Below are 15,371 nucleotides of genomic sequence, written 5' to 3' on the forward strand. Positions count from 1 at the left end.
TCCGCGGAGACCACGACCGTGTGGGACACACCGGGGGTGTTGTCCACGAAGTTGGTGATCAACCAGTTCAGGTTCTGCGCCGCCTGGCTCATCGGACTCAACTAACGCTCCTGCTGGTGAGTGGGGTCCACCACGCCGTGCTGCCCGGTGTCGCCACCGGCCTGCCGACCCTGCTGGATGCCCCGGCGAAGACTGGTCAGCCGGCCGCGTACGTCGCTGGGCGCGCGCGAGACCTGCGGACCGCTCTGGGCGGGCTGCTGCTGTGCCGTACCGGCGACGAGGTTGGCGCGCGGCACCCGGCGGGGCAGCCCCGACGTGGTCACCCCGCCCGCGGCCGGCTGACGGATCTGCTCCGCCTGCCGCCACGTCTCGTCGTTCGGCGAACTGCGCCAGCCGGTGGTGTCGAAGCCTCCGGCGGGGGTGTCGTCCGGGGCGGCCGCGGGCTGCGGGGCCTGCTGGGCCTGCGGCTGCGGCACCTCGGCGGTGACGGAGGGCTGCGGTTCCACCCCGGCGGCGGCCGCCTCCGGCGTGTGGAACCAGCTCGACTCGATGGTGTCGAAGATCGGCGTCCCGCCGCCACCGGTGCCGGCCGACGGGTCGCCGAGCCAGTCCGCCGACGGGGCGGGCTCCGGCGCGGGCTCCGGCGACGTCTGCGCCGGGACCTGGCCGGTGGTGTGCGGTGCCTCGGGGGCGACGCCGAAGAGGCTGGTCGCCTCCGCCGGTGCGTCACCGCTCCCCTGCGGCGCCGGACGCGCGGTGTCGGTCCGTCCGGTGTCCCGCAGCGGGAGCCCGGAAGCGGTCTGCCCGAAGTGCTCGGGGGCCGCGGCGGCGGGACCGCCGGGCACCGGGAACTGACCGGTGTCACCGGGCGCCTCGACGTCGGCCCGCGGGGTGCCGGGCGGCGGCCCGTTGAAGTCGGGCCGGGCGAAGGCCGTGGTGTCACCGGGGCCGCCGGCGGTCCCGGGCGCCACGGGACGCTCGAAGGCACCCGTGGTCTCCGGGGGAGCCGGCCGCTCGAAGGTGCCGGTGGTCTCCGGCTCCTCGTGGCCGCGCGGGGTGTCCTGGGGCTCGCGGGGTGCCAGCGGCCAGTCGTCGGTGGCGCCACGGTCGCGGCGCACGCCCCAACTGGTGCCCGGCTGCGGGGAGTCGGCGGCCGGAGCGGCCTCGGCGGGGGAGCCGGTCAGCTCCGCGGCCGGACCGCGGGGCGGCAGCTGGGCGCGCTCGTCGCGGCCGGGTGCGCCGGTGGGCGGTGCCACCGTCGGCGTCGCGCCGGAGGTCTCGGCGGGCGCCTCACCGCGCTGGACGTGACGGGTGGGCAGCGCGGGACGGCCGCCGTCGGCCGGGGCGTTCGCCGGGCGCGCGGCACCGCGGGGCGACGCGTCCGGCGCCGCGGGCGGCTGCGCCGTGGGGCCGCCGGAGGGGACCGGACCGCCGAAGCCGCCAGGGCCACCGGGGGCCGTGCGCCCGGGGCCACCGGGACCGCCACGGCCGGGCAGCGCGGGCCGCCCGGTGCCGCCGGGGCCCGAACCGACCTGGCCGCGCGGCTGCAGCCCGGCGAGACGGCTCGTCCCGCCGGAACCGGAGCCGGCGCCCGGACCGGCGCCCGTACCGCCCTCGGGCGCATGGCCCTTCGCGGTGGACGGCGCCGGCTTCTTGCCGCCCTGCGCGACGTCGACGGGCAGCATGACCAGCGCGGTCGTGCCACCGGAGTCGGAGGGCCGCAGCTGGATACGGATGCCGTGGCGCAGCGAGAGGCGGCCGACCACGAACAGCCCCATCCGGCGGGAGACCGAGACGTCCACGGTCGGCGGGCTGGCCAGCCGCTCGTTGATGGACGAGAGGTCCTCGGGGGAGAGGCCGATACCGGTGTCGTGGATCTCGACCAGCACCCGCCCGTCGGGCAGCGCGTGACCGGTCACCTTCACCTTGGTCTGCGGCGAGGAGAACGACGTGGCGTTCTCCAGCAGCTCCGCGAGCAGGTGGACGAGGTCGTTGACGACGCGCCCGGCGACCTCGGTCTGCGGTACGGCGCTCAGTTCGATGCGCTCGTACTGCTCCACCTCGGAGGCGGCGGCGCGGAGCACGTCGACCAGCGGAACCGGACGCGTCCAGCGACGGCCCGGCTCCTCACCGGCGAGGACGAGGAGGTTCTCACCGTTACGGCGCATACGCGTCGCGAGGTGGTCGAGCTTGAAGAGGGAGGACAGCTGGTCCGGGTCGGCCTCGCGGGACTCCAGCTCGGAGATGAGCGAGAGCTGGCGCTGGATCAGACCCTGGGAGCGGCGCGAGAGGTTGGTGAACATCGCGTTGACGTTGCCCCGCAGCAGCGCCTGCTCGGACGCCAGCCGGACCGCCTCGCGGTGCACGTCGTCGAAGGCCGCGGCCACCCGGCCGATCTCGTCCCGGCTGTGCACACCGACCGACTCGACGGAGGTGTCGACGTCCTGCGGGTCGGTGTCGGACAGCTGCTTGACCAGCTCCGGCAGCCGCTCCTGGGCCACCTTCTGGGCGGTGTCCTGGAGGCGGCGCAGCGAGCGGACCATGGACCGCGCCACGACGAACGCGCCGACCAGCGAGACGCCGAGGACGAGGAAGATCAGCGCACCGTTGATGATCGCTTCCTGCGTCGCCGCGTTGCGCAGCTCGCGGGACTTCTGCTCCATCTCGGTCAGCAGCGAGGTCTCGATCCGCGACATCTCGTCGATCTTGACGGTGTCGGAGTCGTACCAGTCCAGGTACTTGTACTCCTGGCTGCGGATGCCGCTGTTGCTGGCGAAGGCGCGGTGCGCGAAGGCGACCGCCGCCTTGATCTCGTCGTTGTTGCCGTCCAGACCGCGGGTGAGGGCGCCGGCGTTGTTCGCGTAGATCTGCGAGAAGCGGTCGCGGGCCGCCTTCTCGTCGTCCTCGGCGGTCCGGCCGGCCAGCCGGTCGTTGGCGGAGAGCTGGGGGCCGCCCTTGTGGGCGAGACCGGCGCTGACCAGGGCACGCTGCATCGACGCGTACTCCTTGGCCGAGGAGAACGCCGCCAGCGCACGGGTGGCCCGGATCATCTCCGGGTTGCTGGTGGCCTGCGCCATGTCCTGGGAGAGGGAGAGCAGCGAGTCGATCAGCTGGTTGTAGTTGCTGATGGTGCGCGCGGCGTTGCCGTCGTCCTTGTACGCGCTGCTGCGGATCTCGTTGAGGGTGTTGAGCTGCCGGCCGATCTCCAGGACGGTCGCCCGCACACCGGTCATCGTGGCGTCGACGCCCTGGATGTCGCCGGTGCCCTGGTTGAACGCGATCCGGGCGCGGTCGGTGGCCTCCCGCGGCGCGACGACGTTGGCGTCGTCCTTGGCGTTGCCCGAACCGGCCAGCGGCCCCGCCGACTTGTCCCGCTCGACCTGGAGCGCGTCGGCCAGCTCGGTGGCCTGCCGCGTCATGTCGGTGAGCATCTTCATCTTGTCCAGCTGTTCGATGTTCTCCATCGAGTCCTGGATACGGATGGCGCCCAGCGAGGTCGCGGCGACGACGGGCAGTGCGAGCAGGGAGATCAGGCGGGTGCTGATGCGCCAGTTGCGCAACGCGACCCGGGAGCCGGGACCGCCCGGGCCCGATTCCTTGGCCGTTCCCCGGTCGGCGCCGCCGCTCCGGTCGCTCCGGTCGGCCGGTGCCGGGGTGTTCGCCGGACCGCCCCCCTGGGCACGCTGGGGAGAGGAGGCGCGGTCGGTCCCGCCGCGCGGCTCCGGCTCCGCCGCAGCTTCCCGGCCCTGGCGGGCCTGGGAAGGCTCCGTGCCATCCCTCTTGAAACGTCCCTGCACTAGCGTCGCAACCTCTGGACCAGGCGTCCCCCCGCGCGAGCGGCGGGACGGTGTCGAGTCGTGGGGGACCGCAAGTCCCCCGTGCGGTCGTGAATTGACCGGCGGACTTCCCCCTCTGGCCGAGAGAGCAACTCCACCGCGCTGCGCCACATCGCGCTCTGCGCGCCGGTTGATACATGCGGCGGTCCGTGGAATTCCAGCACAGTGCCGGATCTCCAACAAGAGCGGAACCGCACGGTGCGACATGGGTGACACACGGTGCGGACCGTGTCACGACACGTAGAGGGATCCATGGTCGATAACGGACTTTTGTTGTCGAACCTCTCCGGCCTGCGCGCTGTCCCAGGTGCGGTGATCGGCGGCGAAATAAAGCCTTCTGATGATCGATGTCCCGTTCATCCCCTGATGTTGATCATGGGAATTGTGGCATTTGTCACGGACTCAGTGAGGAAACTCACAGGTGGCTCGGCGACTTTCCCCCCGCATCGCAGGGAATGGCCCGCTTAGTCTGATGCTTTACACAGGTAGCCGGCGCGACAAGGAACCCCCTGCGCGACCTCCCCGTTTCCCGCCTCCGTGATTCCCGCGGACGCGACGGGCCGGTCCGCACCGCCCTCCGGGCCGGCCGTCCCTTCCGATGCATCCCGATCTACGCGAGGCGTGAAGCAGTGAAGACCACGATGATGTTCCGCAACATAGCCAACCCGCGGCGCACCACGCTGGCGCACCTCAAGGACGCCGACGAGCTGACCGCCACCCCGGCCCCGGAGCACGCCGTCGAGCTGCCCACGCAGACCGCCAACCCCCGCCGTACCGTCCTGATGGACGCCCCCGGCCAGGACACCGCGGCGTAATTCCGTACCGGGTGAGCCGCGCCCCCGCGTTAGCCTGGAGTGTCCACTCCGGCCAGTGATCAATGAGGGGCAGCGGCACCCGTGCGCATCGCCAGATTCTCCATCGACGGCAACGTCGGCTTCGGCGTCCTAGAGGGCGACGAGATCGACGTCATCAAGGGCCACCCCTTCGCGGAGTTCGAGCGCTCCGGCCAGAAGGTCCCCCTCGACAAGGTCCGTCTGCTGCCGCCGGTGCTGCCCAACAAGGTCGTCGCGGTGGGCCGCAACTACGCCGCCCACGCCGCCGAGCTGGGCCACGACGTCCCCGACGCCCCGTTCACCTTCTTCAAGCCCTCCACCTCCGTGGTCGGCCCCGGTGACCCCATCGCGTACCCCTCCTTCTCCGAGGAGGTGCACCACGAAGCGGAGCTGGCCGTCGTCATCGGCCGGATGTGCCGCGAGGTGCCCCGCGCCCGCGTCAAGGACGTCATCCTCGGCTACACCTGCGCCAACGACGTCACCGCGCGTGACGTCCAACGCCGCGAGAAGCAGTGGGCGCGCGCCAAGGGCTTCGACACCTCCTGCCCGCTCGGCCCCTGGGTCGAGACCGAGCTGGACCCCTCCGATCTGACCATCCAGTGCACCGTCAACGGCGAACAGCGTCAGCTGGGCCGGACGAGCGAGATGGTCCGCTCCGTCGAGGACCTGATCGTCCACATCACCGAGGCGATGACGCTGCTCCCCGGCGACGTCGTCCTCACGGGCACCCCGGCCGGGGTCGGCCCGCTCACCGTCGGCGACGAGGTCGCCGTCACCATCGAAGGCATCGGCACTCTCACCAACAAGGTGATCAAGCGTGGCTAACGCGACCCCCGTCCGCGTCCGTTTCTGTCCCTCCCCGACCGGCAACCCCCACGTGGGACTGGTCCGCACCGCCCTGTTCAACTGGGCGTTCGCGCGCCACCACCAGGGCACGCTGGTCTTCCGCATCGAGGACACCGACGCGGCCCGCGACTCCGAGGAGTCCTACAACCAGCTGCTGGACTCCATGAAGTGGCTGGGCTTCGACTGGGACGAAGGCCCCGAGGTCGGCGGCCCGCACGCGCCCTACCGCCAGTCGCAGCGCATGGACCTCTACAAGGAGGTTGCCGACAAGCTGGTCGCCGGCGGCTACGCCTACCCCTGCTACTGCACCACCGAGGAGCTGGACGCCCGCCGCGAGGCCGCCCGCAAGGCCGGCAAGCCCTCCGGCTACGACGGCACCTGCCGCTCGCTGAGCGAGGAGCAGAAGGCCGCCTACGAGGCCGAGGGCCGCGCGTCGATCATCCGCTTCCGGATGCCCGACGAGCCGATCACCTTCACCGACCTCGTCCGCGGCGAGCTGACCTTCACCCCGGACAACGTCCCGGACTACGGCATCGTCCGGGCCAACGGCGCGCCCCTCTACACGCTCGTCAACCCGGTCGACGACGCGCTGATGGACATCACCCACGTCCTGCGCGGCGAGGACCTGCTCTCCTCCACCCCGCGCCAGATCGCCCTCTACAAGGCGCTCATCGAGCTGGGCTACGCCACGTTCATCCCGGCCTTCGGCCACCTGCCGTACGTCATGGGCGAGGGCAACAAGAAGCTCTCCAAGCGCGACCCGCAGGCCTCCCTCAACCTCTACCGCGAGCGCGGCTTCCTCCCCGAGGGGCTGCTCAACTACCTCGCGCTGCTCGGCTGGTCGTTCTCGGCCGACCGGGACCTCTTCTCCGTCGCCGAGCTGGTCGAGAAGTTCGACATCGCGGACGTCAACGCCAACCCGGCCCGCTTCGACCTCAAGAAGGCCGAGGCGATCAACGCCGACCACATCCGGCAGCTGGACCTCCCGTCCTTCATCGCCGCCTGTGAGCCCTGGCTGACCGCCCCGCATGCCAACTGGGCCCCCGAGGACTTCGACCAGGCAGCGTGGGAGGCCATCGCCCCGCACGCCCAGACCCGGCTGACGGTCCTCTCGGACATCACCGCCAACGTCGACTTCCTGTTCCGCAAGGAGCCGGTCGAGGACGAGGCGTCCTGGACGAAGGCGATGAAGGGCGACCCGGTGGCGCTGCTCACCACCGCCCGCGCCAAACTGCTGGACGCCGACTGGTCCAGCGCCGAGTCGCTGAAGAACGCCGTCCTCGCCGCCGGTGAGGAGCACGGCCTCAAGCTCGGCAAGGCCCAGGCCCCGGTCCGCGTCGCGGTCACCGGCCGCACCGTCGGCCTGCCGCTCTTCGAGTCCCTGGAGATCCTGGGCAAGGACCGCACGGTGTCCCGCATCGACGCGGCCCTGGCGAAGCTCGCCGCCTGATCCGTACGCACCCCGAAGGGCCCGGAAAGCCGAGACGGCTTCCGGGCCCTTCGGCGTCCGCGGAAGTGCCCGCCGCGGGCAGGCGGCCCGGGAAGGCGCTCAGCGGGGCGGTGAGGGCCGCGAACGGCCCGATTCCCGCCGGTTCTGCCCCGCGGGTCTTGACAGGGCGGGGGAGCGGCTCCGGTTCCGCCCCCGGACCGCTGCGGCTGCCCCGTACGGCCGGGCCGCCGGCCGTACGGGGCAGCCGCCCGTCCGCCGCCTCGCCGGGCCGGACGGCGTCTCCCGCCCTGCTCCGCGGACTATCGGTTTTGGAGCCCCGTCCACCTTCGGGTAATGTTCTTTCTGCGCCGCCCGGGAGGGCCGAGAGGCCAGGCCGGAAAGCGCAAGCCGAACAAAATCCCCACTGGGGGTTGCGTTTTGGTGGGCTATGGTGTAATTGGCAGCACGACTGATTCTGGTTCAGTTAGTCTAGGTTCGAGTCCTGGTAGCCCAGCAAGAGATCTTTCTCTTCGAGAATTCCATGGTCTCTTGAGTGCAGTATCAGGCCCCCGTTGTGTAGCGGCCTAGCACGCCGCCCTCTCAAGGCGGTAGCGCCGGTTCGAATCCGGTCGGGGGTACAGATCCTTTCTTTCCGTCACCTTCGGGTCGCTCCCGGATGTGCCGATGTGAGGATCGCTAGGGCCCCCGTTGTGTAGCGGCCTAGCACGCCGCCCTCTCAAGGCGGTAGCGCCGGTTCGAATCCGGTCGGGGGTACTGGTCTAAACCACCATGGGCTATGGTGTAATTGGCAGCACGAGTGATTCTGGTTCATTTAGTCTAGGTTCGAGTCCTGGTAGCCCAGCGCAGAGAAATCGCTTTATGCGATGCAACTGCAGAAAAGCAAGCCCCCGTTGTGTAGCGGCCTAGCACGCCGCCCTCTCAAGGCGGTAGCGCCGGTTCGAATCCGGTCGGGGGTACGCGAAGAACAAAGGCCCCTGCTTCGGCAGGGGCCTTTGTCGTATCCGGAATTCCTGGACGGAATCCGTGCGGCGGCCCCCAGGACGTTGACGTCGCGACCGGCCACGGATGCCATCTGCCGTGCGTACGCCGTGAGTTCGGCAATGGTGGCCGGGGGCCGGCTCCGTCGGCAGCCCTTCCGGCGGCTTCCGGGCCCGTCTGCGCCGCCGGGGCGCCTGACCGGACCCGTCGCAGGCAGCAGGCGGACCGTGGCCGGGGTGCCCCGTCGCGGGGCGGATTCCCGGGCCACGGCCCGTAAGGGGGTGGGAGATCTCTCAGCCGGTGCGGCGCAGGCCCTCGGAGAGGCGGGCGGCGGCGTCGATGACGGCCTGGGCGTGCATCCGGCCCGGGTGGCGGGTCAGCCGCTCGATCGGGCCGGAGACGGAGACGGCGGCGACCACGCGGTTCGAGGGGCCGCGGACCGGTGCCGAGACGGAGGCCACGCCCGGCTCCCGCTCGCCGATCGACTGGGCCCAGCCGCGGCGGCGCACGCCGGAGAGCGCGGTGGCGGTGAAGCGGGCGCCCTGGAGGCCGCGGTGGAGCCGCTCGGGCTCCTCCCAGGCCATGAGGATCTGCGCCGCGGAACCGGCCTTCATCGGGAGCGTGGAGCCGACCGGGACGGTGTCCCGCAGTCCGGACAGCCGTTCCGCCGCTGCCACGCAGATCCGCATGTCGCCCTGGCGACGGTAGAGCTGGGCGCTCTCGCCCGTCACGTCGCGCAGATGGGTGAGCACCGGTCCGGCCGTCGCCAGCAGGCGGTCCTCGCCGGCCGCGGCGGCCAGTTCGGAGAGCCGGGGGCCGAGGATGAACCGGCCCTGCATGTCCCTCGCCACCATCCGGTGGTGTTCCAGGGCCACGGCCAGCCGATGGGCCGTGGGTCGTGCGAGCCCGGTCGCCGCGACCAGCCCGGCGAGGGTGGCCGGACCGGACTCCAGAGCGCTCAATACGAGAGCCGCCTTGTCGAGAACGCCGACGCCGCTAGAGTTGTCCATGCAACGATACTTGCGTCTCACAGTGTGAAACGCAAGTTCAATTTTCCGTGGAAGTCGTCACTCTGTAGCCACGGCCCTCGACCAGGGCCCGGTGCGGGGCCCGGCACGGGGATGCGGGGACCGTGCGCACAGTACGAGTTGGGCCGGCGAAGCGGCCGGCCGGAGGGAAAGCGATGGGACGGACACTCGCGGAGAAGGTCTGGGACGACCACGTCGTCCGGCGCGCGGAAGGCGAGCCCGACCTCCTCTTCATCGATCTCCACCTGCTGCACGAGGTCACCAGCCCGCAGGCGTTCGACGGCCTCCGCAAGGCCGGACGGCAGGTGCGCCGTACGGACCTGACCATCGCCACCGAGGACCACAACACCCCCACCCTCGACATCGACAAGCCGATCGCCGACCCGGTCTCGCGCACCCAGCTGGAGACGCTGCGGAAGAACTGCGCGGAGTTCGGTGTGCGGCTGCACCCGCTGGGCGACGTCGAGCAGGGCGTTGTCCACGTGGTGGGACCGCAGTTGGGACTGACGCAGCCCGGCACCACCGTGGTCTGCGGTGACAGCCACACCTCGACGCACGGCGCGTTCGGCGCGCTGGCGTTCGGCATCGGCACCAGCCAGGTCGAGCACGTCCTGGCCACCCAGACGCTGCCGCTGGCCCCCTTCAAGACCATGGCGATCACCGTCGAGGGCGAGCTGCCCGAGGGGGTCACCGCCAAGGACCTGATCCTGGCGATCATCGCGAAGATCGGCACCGGCGGCGGCCAGGGATACGTCCTGGAGTACCGCGGCTCCGCCATCGAGAAGCTGTCGATGGAAGCCCGGATGACCGTCTGCAACATGTCGATCGAGGCGGGCGCCCGGGCCGGGATGATCGCCCCGGACGACACCACCTTCGCCTACCTGCGCGGGCGGGCCCACGCCCCCGAGGGCACCGACTGGGACGACGCCGTCGCCTACTGGCGCACGCTGCGCACCGACGACGACGCGGTCTTCGACGCGGAGGTCGTCATCGACGCCGCCGAACTGGCGCCGTTCGTCACCTGGGGCACCAATCCGGGCCAGGGCGCGCCGCTGACCGCGCGCGTCCCCGACCCCGCTTCGTACGAGGACGCGTCGGAGCGGATGGCCGCCGAAAAGGCCCTGGAATACATGGGGTTGACGGTAGGTCAGCCGCTGCGCGAGATCGGTGTGGACACCGTCTTCGTAGGTTCCTGCACCAACGGCCGGATCGAGGACCTGCGCTCCGCCGCCTCCGTGCTGGAGGGGCGTTCGGTCGCCGAGGGCGTGCGGATGCTGGTCGTCCCCGGCTCGGTGCGGGTCGCGCTCCAGGCGGTCGACGAGGGCCTGGACAAGGTCTTCACCGCGGCGGGGGCCGAATGGCGGCACGCCGGTTGCTCGATGTGCCTGGGTATGAACCCCGACCAGCTGGCGCCGGGGGAGCGCTCCGCGTCCACCTCCAACCGCAACTTCGAGGGGCGGCAGGGCAAGGGCGGCCGTACCCACCTGGTCTCGCCGCAGGTCGCCGCCGCCACCGCGGTGCTCGGCCACCTGGCCTCGCCCGCCGACCTGTCCGACGCCGACGTCTCTACGCCCGCGGGGGTCTGAGGAACCATGGAAGCTTTCACCACCCACACCGGCCGGGCCGTGCCGCTGCGCCGCAGCAACGTCGACACCGACCAGATCATCCCGGCCCACTGGCTGAAGAAGGTCACCCGCGACGGCTTCGAGGACGGGCTCTTCGAGGCGTGGCGCAAGGACCCGCAGTTCGTCCTCAACCAGGAGGCGCACCAGGGCGCCACGGTGCTCGTCGCGGGCCCCGACTTCGGCACCGGCTCCTCCCGTGAGCACGCCGTCTGGGCGCTGCAGAACTACGGCTTCAAGGCCGTCATCTCCTCGCGGTTCGCGGACATCTTCCGTGGCAACTCCCTCAAGAACGGGCTGCTGACGGTGGTCCTGCCGCAGGAGACCGTGGAGCGGCTGCAGCAGCTGGCCGAGGCGGACCCCACCGCCGAGGTGACCGTCGACCTGGTCGCGCGCAAGGTGCTCGCCCCGGGCGTGGAGGCCGACTTCGCGCTGGACGAGAATGCGCGGTGGCGTCTGCTGGAGGGGCTGGACGACATCAGCCTCACCCTCCGGGAGGAGCCGGCCATCGCCGCGTACGAGGCGAACAGGCCCTCGTTCAAGCCGCGGACCGTGGTGGCCTGACCTCGGGCTTTTGGCTCAAAGACATATTGCGTACGATGCGCCCCCTGTGCAGTTGGCAGGGGGCGCATCGGCGTGTTCAGGCGTCTGTTGAGGCCCCGTGAAGCGACAACTCGCCGCAGATGGCACAATTAGCGCATGGAACGCGACGACCAACTCCAGCTCTACGGTTTCGTCGCCGACCAGCTCAAGGACGCACACGCAAGGGTGCGGACACTGCAAGTCCCGGAGGGCGTACGGATGGCGCTGACCCGGAAGCTGCTCGTCATCACGGCCGCGGCACAACACGATCTTGCGAACGCGGCAAGGCGTCTGGAGTGGTTCATGGCCGACCTCGACGAAGGTCGTTATCCCGAAGACGTGCACACCGACGGAAGTGCGTGAGGTCGAGTGCGTTGCGGCACAAGGGTGATTAGCCCGTTTCGTGTTTGATTTGCGGTATATATCTGCCTAACGTGCGAAAAAGCTTGGAATCTATCGTTCCAGCAATGTCTCCGAAGGGGAAGACGTGAACAAGGCGCAGCTCGTAGAAGCCATTGCCGACAAGCTCGGCGGCCGTCAGAACGCCGCGGACGCGGTGGACGCCGTACTGGACGCAATCGTCCGTGCAGTTGTCGCCGGCGACCGCGTTTCGGTCACCGGATTCGGGTCGTTCGAGAAGGTCGACCGCCCGGCCCGCTACGCGCGGAACCCGCAGACCGGCGAGCGCGTGCGGGTCAAGAAGACCTCGGTGCCGCGTTTCCGCGCGGGCCAGGGATTCAAGGACCTGGTGAGCGGTTCCAAGAAGCTCCCCAAGAACGACGTGGCCGTCAAGAAGGCCCCCAAGGGCAGCCTCTCGGGCGGCGCTTCCACGCGTACGACCGTGAAGAAGGCGGCCGCGAAGAAGGCCACCACCGCCAAGAAGGCCACGGCGAAGAAGACCACCGCAGCGGCGAAGAAGACCACCGCCGCGAAGAAGACCACCGCCAAGAAGGCGACGCCGGCGAAGAAGACCACGGCCGCCGCCAAGAAGACCACTGCGGCGAAGAAGACCACCGCGAAGAAGGCCGCCCCGGCGAAGAAGACCGCCACCGCCGCCAAGAAGACCACGGCGAAGAAGACGGCGCCCGCGAAGAAGGCCACCGCGAAGAAGGCCCCCGCGAAGAAGACCACGGCACGCAAGACCGCCGCGAAGAAGACCACCGCCCGCAAGCGGTAACGACCGGGGGAGCGATTCCCTCAGCGGTGACGCTTCGCGCCGGGTCGGTCTCCCTCCGGGGAGCCCGGCCCGCGGTGCGTGGCGACCGCGCGTTCACCCGGGCCGACCGGCTCCTTTAGGCTCTGCACCATGCAGGCCACCGCGTACACCTACGACTCGGACAGCCGCTCCGGCAGCGTGCTGCTGGACGACGGCACCCCCGTGCCCTTCGACGCCGCCGCCTTCGACGCGGGCGGCCTGCGCCTGCTCCGTCCCGGCCAGCGGGTACGGATCGAGATCACCGGCGAGGGCGACGCCCGCCGGGTCACGTTCCTCACCCTCCAGACCTTCTGAGCCGCCCGCGGCGCCCGCCGCCGCGGCCACCCGCGCCGTGTGCGCGCCCACCCCGAGCGCCAGCGCCTGCCGCAGATCCGCGCCGGTGTCCACGTCCCGGCGCACCGAATCCGCCCGCACGGTGATCTCCCGCGCCCCCGACGCACGGTGCCGCGCCCGCGAACGGCCGCCGAATGCCGGTGCCAATTCCGTACCGGAACGCGCGGTGAGAAGAGTTGTTCCGATATCCGCGGCGTCGGCGAGAAAAGCCCGCGGAAATTGTGCCGCGCTTTGCAGTACGGCTTCCAGTTCGGTGGTGCGCAGGGCCGGCAGATCGGCGTTGAGCGCCGCGACCGACGCGCCCGGGCGGCGCGCCCGGACGAGCGCCGCGCCGTGGGCCAGCGCCGCGTTGAGACCGCACCCCGGGGTGTCGGGCACAATCCGCGCGCCGAGCACCGAAAGCGGCCCGGCGGCCGCCGGATCATCCGTGACAACCGCCACATCCACGACATCGTCGCAGGCCAGTGCCGCGCCGACGGTGTCCAGGGCGAATGCGAGCGCCAGCCGCGGGCGGAACTCCTCACCGACCGCCGGGGAAAGCCTGCTCTTGGCCCGCACCAGCGGCTTCAGCGGCACGACCAGGCTCCAGCCCACATCCACTCCGTCTCCTCGCATAGGATTCGATTTTCCCTGCTGCCGCAGCTCGCCGGGGACCGCGGGGTTACGGTGTTCTCGACATAGCGGGTACCTGGGGCGACACTTGTGCGGCTGCCGGCTCGCAGCAGCTCAGCAGGTCCCACAAGGAGGGTGTCCACGTGTCCCGCCGCAGAATCGGCTTCTGGTACCGCCTGGCCGCGGTCATCTGCAAACCGCCGCTCCTGGTTCTGTTCAAGCGGGACTGGCGAGGAATGGAGAACATTCCGGCCGACGGTGGATTTATCACCGCCGTGAACCACAACTCGTATCTCGATCCGCTGTCGTACGCGCACTATCAGTACAACACCGGCCGGGTTCCCCGATTCCTGGCCAAGTCCGGGCTCTTTCGCAGCGGCTTTGTCGGCGTGATGATGCGAGGCACCGGGCAGATCCCCGTGTACCGGGAAACCACCGACGCCGCCAACGCCTTCCGCGCCGCCGTGACCGCCATCGAGAAGGGCGAATGCGTCGCCTTCTATCCCGAGGCGACGCTCACCCGCGACCCGGAGATGTGGCCGATGCAGGGCAAGACCGGTGCCGCGCGGGTCGCCCTGCTCACCAAGGCGCCGGTCATCCCCGTCGCGCAGTGGGGCGCCAACGAGGCGATGCCGCCGTACGCCAAGGAGAAGAAGCTCCGCCTGCTGCCGCGCAAGACGCTGCGGGTGCAGGCCGGCCCGCCGGTCGACCTCAGCGCGTACCACGGCAAGGAGCCCACCGCCGAGGTGCTGCGCGAGGTCACCGAGACGATCATGGCGGCGATCACCGCGCAGCTGGCGGACGTTCGGGGCGAGACCCCGCCCGCCGAACCGTTCGACCCGCGGCGGGCGCTCGCCCGCGAGCGGCGCGCGGCGCGCGAGGCGGCCCGGGCGGCGGCCGCCGCCGAGCCGGTACACAGCACCCAGCAGGCACAGGAGGATGAAGGCAAGTGACGCGCTGCGCCGTCTACGGCACGGGGTCCTGGGGCACCGCATTCGCGATGATCCTCGGTGACGCGGGCTGCGAGGTGACCCTCTGGGGCCGCCGCGCCGCCGTCACCGACGCGATCAACAAGGACCGGACCAACCCCGACTACCTGCCGGGGGTCGAACTGCCCGCGTCCGTGCGGGCCACCACCGACCCCGCCGAGGCCGCCGCGGGCGCCGACTTCACCGTCCTCACCGTCCCCTCGCAGACGCTGCGCGACAACCTCGCCGTCTGGGCGCCGCTGCTGCCCGCCGACACCGTCCTGGTCTCCCTGATGAAGGGCGTCGAACTGGGCACCGCCAAGCGGATGAGCGAGGTGATCGAGGAGGTCGCGAAGGTCCCCGCCGAGCGCGTCGCGGTCCTCACCGGCCCCAACCTCGCCAAGGAGGTCGCCGCCCGGCAGCCCGCCGCCGCGGTCGTCGCCTGCGCCGACGAGTCCGTCGCCCGCCGGTTCCAGACCGCCTGCCACACCCCGTACTTCCGCCCGTACACCCACACCGACGTCGTCGGCTGCGAGCTGGGCGGCGCCGTCAAGAACGTCATCGCGCTCGCCGTCGGCATCGCGGGCGGCATGGGGCTGGGCGACAACGCCAAGGCGTCGCTGATCACCCGCGGCCTGGCCGAGACCACCCGGCTGGGCCTGGCCATGGGCGCCGACGCGCAGACCTTCGCGGGCCTGGCCGGCATGGGCGACCTCGTCGCCACCTGCTCCTCGCCGCTGTCGCGCAACAACACCTTCGGCACCAACCTCGGCCGCGGTATGAGCCTCGCCGAGACCATCGCGGTGACCAAGCAGACCGCCGAGGGCGTCAAGTCCTGTGAATCCGTACGGGATCTGGCGCGCCGCCACGGCGTCGACATGCCGATCACCGAGACGGTCTTCGACATCGTCCACGAGGGCAAGCAGCCGATGGTCGCCCTCAAGGAACTGATGTCGCGCAGCGCCAAGTCCGAACGGCACTGACCGCCCGCGCGCGGCGCCCGGCCCGCCCCGCGCGGTGCGCGGACACGGCGCCGCGCACGGCCGCCGCCACGCCGAGTCCGTATC

General features: G+C 70.9%; 13 protein-coding genes, 5 tRNA genes and 2 pseudogenes. 15 read left to right on the top strand and 5 right to left on the bottom strand.

Annotation, left to right across the window (positions count from 1 at the left end; translation table 11 throughout):
• The 3 genes and pseudogenes from ACF1BH_RS25770 to ACF1BH_RS25780 all read right to left on the bottom strand — a co-directional run.
• A pseudogene (locus ACF1BH_RS25770) lies at positions 1-92 on the bottom strand (roadblock/LC7 domain-containing protein); the annotation flags it as partial.
• A 9-nt stretch (positions 93-101) separates the two neighbouring features.
• Positions 102-3,797 carry a nitrate- and nitrite sensing domain-containing protein gene (locus ACF1BH_RS25775; RefSeq protein ID WP_391646075.1) on the bottom strand — a complete coding sequence of 1,232 codons (3,696 nt, stop codon included), beginning with the start codon at positions 3,795-3,797 and terminating at the stop codon, positions 102-104.
• Positions 3,798-4,067: 270 nt separating this feature from the next.
• A complete protein-coding gene (locus ACF1BH_RS25780) occupies positions 4,068-4,196 on the bottom strand; it encodes a hypothetical protein (RefSeq protein ID WP_391646077.1) in 129 nt (42 codons plus the stop codon).
• A 269-nt stretch (positions 4,197-4,465) separates the two neighbouring features.
• On the opposite strand from ACF1BH_RS25780, the gene ACF1BH_RS25785 reads away from it, so the two are divergent.
• From ACF1BH_RS25785 to ACF1BH_RS25820, 8 genes are all read left to right on the top strand, one after another.
• A complete protein-coding gene (locus ACF1BH_RS25785; RefSeq protein ID WP_345080354.1) occupies positions 4,466-4,651 on the top strand; it encodes a hypothetical protein in 186 nt (61 codons plus the stop codon).
• Between the two features lie 81 nt (positions 4,652-4,732).
• Positions 4,733-5,494: a fumarylacetoacetate hydrolase family protein gene (locus ACF1BH_RS25790; protein WP_391646079.1), complete on the top strand. Its 762-nt coding sequence runs from the start codon at positions 4,733-4,735 to the stop codon at positions 5,492-5,494.
• Positions 5,487-6,965: a glutamate--tRNA ligase gene (gene gltX / locus ACF1BH_RS25795; protein WP_391646081.1), complete on the top strand. Its 1,479-nt coding sequence runs from the start codon at positions 5,487-5,489 to the stop codon at positions 6,963-6,965. The genes ACF1BH_RS25790 and gltX overlap by 8 nt, the downstream gene beginning before the upstream one ends.
• 421 nt (positions 6,966-7,386) lie before the next feature.
• Positions 7,387-7,458, top strand: a tRNA-Gln gene (locus ACF1BH_RS25800).
• A gap of 51 nt (positions 7,459-7,509) precedes the next feature.
• Positions 7,510-7,582: transfer RNA gene (locus ACF1BH_RS25805), tRNA-Glu, on the top strand.
• A gap of 63 nt (positions 7,583-7,645) precedes the next feature.
• Positions 7,646-7,718: transfer RNA gene (locus ACF1BH_RS25810), tRNA-Glu, on the top strand.
• A 16-nt stretch (positions 7,719-7,734) separates the two neighbouring features.
• Positions 7,735-7,806 (top strand) — tRNA-Gln (locus tag ACF1BH_RS25815).
• A gap of 42 nt (positions 7,807-7,848) precedes the next feature.
• A tRNA-Glu gene (locus tag ACF1BH_RS25820) sits at positions 7,849-7,921 on the top strand.
• Positions 7,922-8,236: 315 nt separating this feature from the next.
• On the opposite strand, the gene ndgR is transcribed toward ACF1BH_RS25820, so the two are convergent.
• Positions 8,237-8,953, bottom strand: coding sequence for an IclR family transcriptional regulator NdgR (ndgR, locus tag ACF1BH_RS25825; RefSeq protein ID WP_026169203.1), 717 nt, complete (start codon positions 8,951-8,953; stop codon positions 8,237-8,239).
• Positions 8,954-9,126: 173 nt separating this feature from the next.
• Between ndgR and leuC the strand changes: the two genes are divergently transcribed.
• The 5 genes from leuC to ACF1BH_RS25850 all read left to right on the top strand — a co-directional run bounded on the left by leuC (position 9,127) and on the right by ACF1BH_RS25850 (position 12,685).
• Positions 9,127-10,557: a 3-isopropylmalate dehydratase large subunit gene (gene leuC, locus ACF1BH_RS25830; RefSeq protein WP_391646084.1), complete on the top strand. Its 1,431-nt coding sequence runs from the start codon at positions 9,127-9,129 to the stop codon at positions 10,555-10,557.
• A gap of 6 nt (positions 10,558-10,563) precedes the next feature.
• The gene (gene leuD, locus ACF1BH_RS25835; RefSeq protein WP_391646086.1) at positions 10,564-11,157 is read left to right on the top strand and encodes a 3-isopropylmalate dehydratase small subunit; all 594 of its coding nucleotides are present in this window, start codon (positions 10,564-10,566) and stop codon (positions 11,155-11,157) included.
• Positions 11,158-11,292: 135 nt separating this feature from the next.
• Positions 11,293-11,538, top strand: a complete 246-nt coding sequence (locus ACF1BH_RS25840) for a hypothetical protein (protein ID WP_030287300.1) — start codon at positions 11,293-11,295, stop codon at positions 11,536-11,538.
• Between the two features lie 124 nt (positions 11,539-11,662).
• Entirely contained in the window at positions 11,663-12,352 is a 690-nt protein-coding gene (locus ACF1BH_RS25845; RefSeq protein WP_345080332.1) for an HU family DNA-binding protein, read from the top strand.
• A gap of 129 nt (positions 12,353-12,481) precedes the next feature.
• The gene (locus ACF1BH_RS25850; RefSeq protein ID WP_391646089.1) at positions 12,482-12,685 is read left to right on the top strand and encodes a hypothetical protein; all 204 of its coding nucleotides are present in this window, start codon (positions 12,482-12,484) and stop codon (positions 12,683-12,685) included.
• 15 nt (positions 12,686-12,700) lie between these two features.
• Here ACF1BH_RS25850 and cofC read toward each other — a convergent pair.
• Positions 12,701-13,339 (bottom strand): annotated as a pseudogene (cofC, locus tag ACF1BH_RS25855) (2-phospho-L-lactate guanylyltransferase); the annotation flags it as partial.
• A gap of 140 nt (positions 13,340-13,479) precedes the next feature.
• On the opposite strand from cofC, the gene ACF1BH_RS25860 reads away from it, so the two are divergent.
• Both ACF1BH_RS25860 and ACF1BH_RS25865 read left to right on the top strand, forming a co-directional pair.
• On the top strand, positions 13,480-14,289 hold the full coding sequence (locus ACF1BH_RS25860) for a lysophospholipid acyltransferase family protein (RefSeq protein WP_391646091.1): 810 nt from the start codon (positions 13,480-13,482) through the stop codon (positions 14,287-14,289).
• Entirely contained in the window at positions 14,286-15,287 is a 1,002-nt protein-coding gene (locus tag ACF1BH_RS25865) for an NAD(P)H-dependent glycerol-3-phosphate dehydrogenase (RefSeq protein WP_391646093.1), read from the top strand. The genes ACF1BH_RS25860 and ACF1BH_RS25865 overlap by 4 nt, the downstream gene beginning before the upstream one ends.
• The last annotated feature ends 84 nt before the right edge of the window (positions 15,288-15,371 follow it).

It is taken from the genome of Streptomyces sp. NPDC014733 (genome assembly GCF_043083385.1).
Classification (GTDB): Bacteria; Actinomycetota; Actinomycetes; order Streptomycetales; family Streptomycetaceae; genus Streptomyces.

What these genes read in the sequence shown, in the direction of transcription:
- ACF1BH_RS25780 (WP_391646077.1), bottom strand. Translation starts at nt 4,196, where the DNA reads ATGAACGGGACATCGATCATCAGAAGGCTTTATTTCGCCGCCGATCAC.
- ndgR (WP_026169203.1), bottom strand. Translation starts at nt 8,953, where the DNA reads ATGGACAACTCTAGCGGCGTCGGCGTTCTCGACAAGGCGGCTCTCGTA.
- leuC (WP_391646084.1), top strand. Translation starts at nt 9,127, where the DNA reads ATGGGACGGACACTCGCGGAGAAGGTCTGGGACGACCACGTCGTCCGG.
- leuD (WP_391646086.1), top strand. Translation starts at nt 10,564, where the DNA reads ATGGAAGCTTTCACCACCCACACCGGCCGGGCCGTGCCGCTGCGCCGC.
- ACF1BH_RS25840 (WP_030287300.1), top strand. Translation starts at nt 11,293, where the DNA reads ATGGAACGCGACGACCAACTCCAGCTCTACGGTTTCGTCGCCGACCAG.
- ACF1BH_RS25850 (WP_391646089.1), top strand. Translation starts at nt 12,482, where the DNA reads ATGCAGGCCACCGCGTACACCTACGACTCGGACAGCCGCTCCGGCAGC.